This window comes from Pseudolysinimonas sp., assembly GCF_031389465.1.
GTDB lineage: Bacteria > Actinomycetota > Actinomycetes > Actinomycetales > Microbacteriaceae > Pseudolysinimonas_A.
On sequence record NZ_JANMSQ010000167.1, the window covers coordinates 1 to 5,671 of the forward strand.

General features: G+C 68.3%; 6 protein-coding genes and 1 pseudogene. 4 read left to right on the plus strand and 3 right to left on the minus strand.

What is annotated here, in order from left to right; all coding sequences use genetic code 11:
* Positions 1–881: MFS transporter (locus tag RMO30_RS06580; RefSeq protein WP_309711047.1), on the minus strand; the 881-nt coding region annotated here is incomplete at its 3' end.
* A 148-nt stretch (positions 882–1,029) separates the two neighbouring features.
* On the opposite strand from RMO30_RS06580, the gene RMO30_RS06585 reads away from it, so the two are divergent.
* Positions 1,030–1,857 carry a M15 family metallopeptidase gene (locus tag RMO30_RS06585; protein ID WP_309711049.1) on the plus strand — a complete coding sequence of 276 codons (828 nt, stop codon included), beginning with the start codon at positions 1,030–1,032 and terminating at the stop codon, positions 1,855–1,857.
* A gap of 83 nt (positions 1,858–1,940) precedes the next feature.
* Here RMO30_RS06585 and RMO30_RS06590 read toward each other — a convergent pair whose 3' ends face one another.
* Positions 1,941–3,617: a phosphoglucomutase, alpha-D-glucose phosphate-specific gene (locus RMO30_RS06590; protein ID WP_309711051.1), complete on the minus strand. Its 1,677-nt coding sequence runs from the start codon at positions 3,615–3,617 to the stop codon at positions 1,941–1,943.
* Positions 3,618–3,680: 63 nt separating this feature from the next.
* Here RMO30_RS06590 and pheA point away from each other — a divergent pair, with 63 nt between their 5' ends.
* From pheA to RMO30_RS06605, 3 genes are read left to right on the plus strand one after another with little or no spacing between them, the layout of a single operon-like run.
* Positions 3,681–4,628, plus strand: coding sequence for a prephenate dehydratase (gene pheA, locus RMO30_RS06595; protein ID WP_309711053.1), 948 nt, complete (start codon positions 3,681–3,683; stop codon positions 4,626–4,628).
* 12 nt (positions 4,629–4,640) lie between these two features.
* Complete coding sequence (locus RMO30_RS06600) at positions 4,641–5,117, plus strand: hypothetical protein (protein ID WP_309711056.1); 477 nt, start codon at positions 4,641–4,643, stop codon at positions 5,115–5,117.
* The gene (locus RMO30_RS06605; RefSeq protein WP_309711058.1) at positions 5,114–5,434 is read left to right on the plus strand and encodes a hypothetical protein; all 321 of its coding nucleotides are present in this window, start codon (positions 5,114–5,116) and stop codon (positions 5,432–5,434) included. The genes RMO30_RS06600 and RMO30_RS06605 overlap by 4 nt, the downstream gene beginning before the upstream one ends.
* On the opposite strand, the pseudogene RMO30_RS06610 reads toward RMO30_RS06605, so the two are convergent.
* A pseudogene (locus tag RMO30_RS06610) lies at positions 5,409–5,671 on the minus strand (diacylglycerol kinase); the annotation flags it as partial. The gene RMO30_RS06605 and the pseudogene RMO30_RS06610 sit on opposite strands and share 26 nt — an antisense overlap.

The window sequence follows — 5,671 nt, forward strand, 5'->3', positions numbered from 1 at the left end:
CCGAAGCCCACCAGCACGCCCAGCACCGTGACCATCGAGAACGTCGGATGCCGGAACAGCTTCAAGGGGATGAGAGCGGCGTCGCCCATCAGCATCTCGACGACGATGAAAGCGATGAGTCCGAGCCCGCCGAGCGTGTAGCACGCGATCGAGAGCGGTGACCCCCAGCCCCAGTCACGGCCGTTCTCGGCGACCAGCAGGAGGGGAACGAGCGCAACGACGATCGTCGTCGCCCCCCACCAGTCGATCTTCACCTGGTGTCGGGTGTGCGGCACGTGCAGGAAGCGCACCACGAGCAGCAGCGCGATGACGCCGACCGGGAGGTTGACCAGGAACACCCAGCGCCAGCCGTCGACGAACAAGATTTCGGGAGTGCCGGCGAACAGTCCGCCGATCAGCGGACCGAGCACGCTCGACGTGGCGAAGACAGCGAGGAAGTAGCCCTGGTACTTGGCTCGCTCGCGCGGGGCGAGGATGTCGCCGAGGATCGCGAACGGCAGCGCCATGAGGCCGCCCGCTCCGATTCCCTGGAGAGCGCGGAAGCCCGCGAGCTCGTACATCGACTGTGCCGTGCCGGCGAGCAGTGAGCCGAGCAGGAAGATCGAGATCGCGACGATGAAGAGCGGGCGTCGCCCGAAGATGTCGCTGAGTTTTCCGTAGATCGGAGTCATCACCGTGGAAGTGATGAGGTAGGCGGTCGTGACCGAGGCCTGGAGGGCGAGCCCGTCGAGGTCGTCGGCGATCGTGCGAATCGACGTACCGACGATCGTCTGGTCGAGCGACGAGAGGAACATTCCGGCCATCAGGCCGAAGATGATGAACATGATCTGCCGATGCGTGAGCAACGGCTGCCCGGGTGGCGCGGCGGTCTGACTGGACATGGGTCCTTCGGGCAACGAGCGGACAGAAGATTGCGGAGACTGCAAATTTACACGGACAGCAGACATCCGGCAAACCGCGAAGGCTCTCGCGGGTTGAGTGCCGCCAATGGCGGCCTATCGAAACCCCGCGGAACCGTAAGCTGTCGCGGTGACCGACGAACCGATGTTCCGTGTGCGGCAGCGCGGCCCCACCCCGCAGCAGATCCGAACCCGCAGGATCGTGACGGTCGTCATCGTGGTGGCGGTAGTCGCGGCCATCGTCGGAGCGTTCGTGGTTTTCGCGCCGAAGGGCGGCACGCCCGTGGCTGAGCCGTCCGAGACCCCGACGGCGACGCCGACCCCGACTCCCACTCCGACCCCAACCCCGACGTTCCCCCTCGACCAGTTCGACATCGACAGCGCGGCGAGCCTCCAAGTCGTCGTCAACAAGCTGCGCCCCCTCAACCCACAGGACTACGCGCCCGCCGACCTGGTCGGGCTGAACGTGATCGGCGGCGGGCAGCTACGGGCCGAGGCGGCATCCCAAATGCAGGCACTGCTCGCGACTCACACCGCCGAGACGGGGCTCGAGATGCAGTCCCTCTCGACCTACCGCAGCTACGGGCGCCAGGTGGATGTCTACAACGGCTGGGTCTCATCGCTCGGCCAAGAGGGCGCCGACCTCACCAGCGCCCGCCCGGGTCACAGCGAACATCAGACCGGACTCGCGATGGACCTCGGTGCCGTGCCGTCGCAGTGCAACCTCGACCAGTGCTTCGCGACCACTGCGCAGGGGCAGTGGCTGGCTGCGAACGCCTACCGATTCGGTTTCATCATCCGCTACCCCGAGGGGTACACCCCGATCACCGGCTACGAGTTCGAGCCGTGGCACGTGCGCTACGTAGGCGTCCCCCTCGCGACCGAGATGCACGACACCGGCGTGATGACGCTCGAGGAGATATTCGGCCTCCCCGCAGCTCCCAGCTACGCCGGCTGAGAGTTTCCTTAGATGGAGCCGGGCGCGGATGGACGGCCCTCGAACCGGGTCTGAGCGCGCCGAGATGGATCTAGGCGGGTGGCTCAGGAGCCGAGAGCGGCGTCGACGATCAGCTTCGCTTCGGCCTGGACCTCGGCGAGGTGATCCGGGCCGCGGAACGACTCGGCGTAGATCTTGTAGACGTCTTCCGTGCCCGAGGGGCGGGCGGCGAACCAGGCGTGCTCGGTGACGACCTTCACGCCGCCGATCGCCGCGCCGTTGCCGGGGGCGGACGAGAGGCGGTCGACGATCGGGTCGCCCGCCAGCTTGTCGGCACGGATGTCGGAGCCCGACAGTTTGCCGAGCCGCGCCTTCTGCGCGGGGGAAGCCGCGGCATCCACTCGGGCGTAGGCGGGGTCGCCGAACTCTTCGGTCAGCTCGGAGTAGAGAACCGAGGGAGACTTCCCCGTTACCGCGCGGATCTCGGCGGCGAGCAGGGCGAGGATGATTCCGTCCTTGTCGGTGGTCCACGCGGAGCCGTCGAGCTCGAGGAAAGACGCGCCCGCACTCTCCTCGCCGCCGAACGCGACTGACCCGTCGATCAGTCCGGGAACGAACCACTTGAAGCCGACCGGAACCTCCCACAGCCGCCGGCCGAGCGATGCGACGACCCGGTCGATCATCGTGCTCGACACCAGGGTCTTGCCGATCGCTGCTTCGGCGCTCCAGCCGTCGCGGTGCGTGCACAGGTATTGGATGGCGACCGCGAGGTAGTGGTTGGGGTTCATCAGCCCGCCGTCAGGGGTGACGATCCCGTGCCGGTCGGCGTCGGCGTCGTTGCCGGTGAGGATGTCGAAGTCCGCACGCCGCGCGACGACCGAGGCCATCGCGCTCGGTGACGACGGATCCATGCGGATCTTTTCGTCCCAATCCAGGGTCATGAATCGCCATGTCGGGTCGACGGCCGGGTTGGTCACCTCGAGCGGCAGCCCGTAGTGGCTGGCGATGAGCTTCCAATAGTCGACGCTGGCACCGCCGAGCGGGTCGGCGCCGAGCCGCAGACCTGAGGCCTTGATTGCGCCCAGGTCGAGCACGGAGGCGAGATCGGTCACGTACTCGCCGCGGAAGTCGTAGGGCTCCGCGGTAACCGCCCGAGAGCGTTTCACGTCACGGTTTCCGCCGGCGATGATCTCGTTCGCGCGTCCTGCGATCCAGCCGGTGGCATCCGAATCGGCCGGGCCGCCGTGCGGCGGGTTGTATTTGAAGCCGCCGTCGCGCGGTGGGTTGTGGCTCGGGGTGATGACGATTCCGTCGGCCAGGCGCGGCTCCCGAGCGCCGAGACGGCGCTCGGCGCTAGCGTCGCGGCGGCGGCCAGAAATGGCCCCCGTTCCATGCTCCAGCGCGCGATTGTGGCGGATGATCGCGCGCGAGACGGCGGGCGTCGGCACCCAGCCGGCGTCGGCATCCACCAGCGCCGTGACCCCGTTCGCGGCGAGCACCTCGAGGCAGGTCACCTGGGCCGGGGCGGAAAGCGCGTGGGTGTCGGCGCCGACGAATACCGGCCCCTCGACGCCCTGGGCGCTGCGGTACTCGACGATCGCCTGCGTGATCGCCGCGATGTGGGTGTCGGTGAAGGCGCCGTCGAGGCTCGAGCCGCGATGGCCGCTGGTGCCGAACACGACGGGCTGGTCGGCCGCTGCCACGCCCTCGTAAGCCCGCAGCAGATCGTCGAGGTCGACGAGGTCGGACTCGAGGGCGGGTGTTCCTGCGCGATCCGTCATGCCCCCAGTCTGCCGACATCTGGCGAATGCCGACACTGCCGCGACGCCAGTAGGCTCGCAGCCATGCCGAGCTACAGCTACCTGGGGCCCGCCGGCACCTTCACCTGGCTGGCGCTCACCCAGGTGCCCGAGGCTGAAGGCGCGGAGTGGCGCAGCGTCAACAACGTCGGCGAGGCGCTCGACGACGTCATTTCGGGCCGCAGTGTCGCCGCGATGATCGCGATCGAGAACAGCATCGAGGGCGGGGTGAGTGCGACCCAGGATGCGCTCGCCAACATCCCCGGACTGCGCATCATCGGCGAGTACCTCGTGCCGGTGAACTTCTCGCTCGTCGCTCGGCCCGGCACGGCGCTCGCCGACGTGCGAGTCGTCGCCGCGCATCCCGTCGCCTACGCCCAGTGCCACCTCTGGCTCGACCGCGAGCTGCCGGACCACGAGCACCTGCCGGCGACCTCGAACGTCACCGCGGCATCCGGGCTGCTCGCGGCGAACGCGATCGCGGATGCCGCCATCGCCCCGCCGGGAATCGAACGCGAGCTCGGGGTGGAGGTGCTCGCCGACGGCATCGGCGACAACCCGAACGCCGTCACCCGGTTCGTGCTCGTCTCGTCGAGCCTCGCCATCCCGGAGCGCACCGGTGCCGACAAGACGAGCGTCATCGTCGAGCTGCCCTCCGACGCACCAGGCGCGCTCATGGAGATGCTCGAACAGTTCGCGACCCGCGGCGTCAACATGAGCCTGCTCGAATCCCGACCGATCGGGGATGCCCTCGGCCGCTACCGATTCGTCGTCGACCTCGACGGTCACATCCACGACGAGCGGGTCGCCGACGCGCTGCTCGGGCTCAAGCGGTTCAGCCCCAACGTGATCTTCTTGGGGTCGTACCCGCGGGCTGATCGACGAAACGTCGAGGTGCGGTCGCGCTACGGCGACGACGTGTTCGTCGAGGCGCGCGACTGGCTTCGCGGGATTCTGTCAGGTGAGCCTCTTGAGCAGCGTCCTCCCGCATAGGAGGGTGTGGGTATGGGTGACAAGCCGGCGATCGACCCGCACTACGCGGCACAGTTCCAGCGCGGCTATGACGGTCCGGTTCTGACGTCTCCGGCCTCAGCGCCCGCCCACTCGACCCGCACGGATCCGGTGCGCATCCCGGGTGGCCCGCCGGCGAGCGCCGTGCGGGTCCCCGATCCGCCGCCCCTCGTGCTTCGCCCTGCCGCCGACGAAGAGCCGGTGGATGTCGACGAGCCCGAGCCCGATCGCAGCAACCGCATTGTCGAGTGGACTCTTCTCGCCCTCGGCGCCGGGCTGCTGCTTGCGGCGGCGTGGGTCTTCCAGCTGGTGGTAACCGACACGGCCATGTACCTCGGCCAAACGACCTCCGAAGAGGCGGCACTCAGCATGGTGCGCAGCACCCTGCCCGGTCCCTTGCTCGTTGCAGGAATCGTCGCTATTTCCACCTGGCTGGTGCTGCATGCCCTCCGCCCGCGGAGCATGAGGTGATTCGTCGGCGGTATCTGGCATCGCTCGGCGGGCTGACGGGTGCGCTGGCCCTTTTCGCCGCGGTGATCGCCCTGAGCGCGGTCGCCACGACGACGCAGATGTACGACGGGTTCAGCGGCTCGGACACTCTCACCCAGTCCGACGTGAATCAGCTGGTCGGGCGGCAGCTGTGGGCAGAGGCACTCACCCGGCTGGTCGGCCCCGCCATCTTGGCGACCGCAATCGCCGGTGTCGCAACTCTGGTGCTCCTCGTGCTCAGGTCGCGGCAGGTCTCCACTGTCGTCCGCGCGACTAGGTCACGGGAACGCGAACGGTAAGCGCGCCGGCGTCGGCCTCGGTGCTGAACCCGATGACCATCCCGAACTCGTCGCCGTCCAGCTCGAACTCCTCGGCACGGTCGAACGTGACCTCGAAGTGGGCGGCCTTCAGGTAGCGCAGCGTGCGCACGTCGCGTGAGGGCCCTGCGAGTTTCCGTCCGACCGACGAGCGTCGCAGCACGCCGTTCTCCCAGAAGATCTTGACCCAGATCTGCGCCCAGCCGAAGAAGCCTTCGG

Coding starts and splice junctions, on each gene's coding strand:
- RMO30_RS06590 (WP_309711051.1), bottom strand. CDS start 3,617: ATGACGGATCGCGCAGGAACACCCGCCCTCGAGTCCGACCTCGTCGAC.
- pheA (WP_309711053.1), top strand. CDS start 3,681: ATGCCGAGCTACAGCTACCTGGGGCCCGCCGGCACCTTCACCTGGCTG.
- RMO30_RS06600 (WP_309711056.1), top strand. CDS start 4,641: ATGGGTGACAAGCCGGCGATCGACCCGCACTACGCGGCACAGTTCCAG.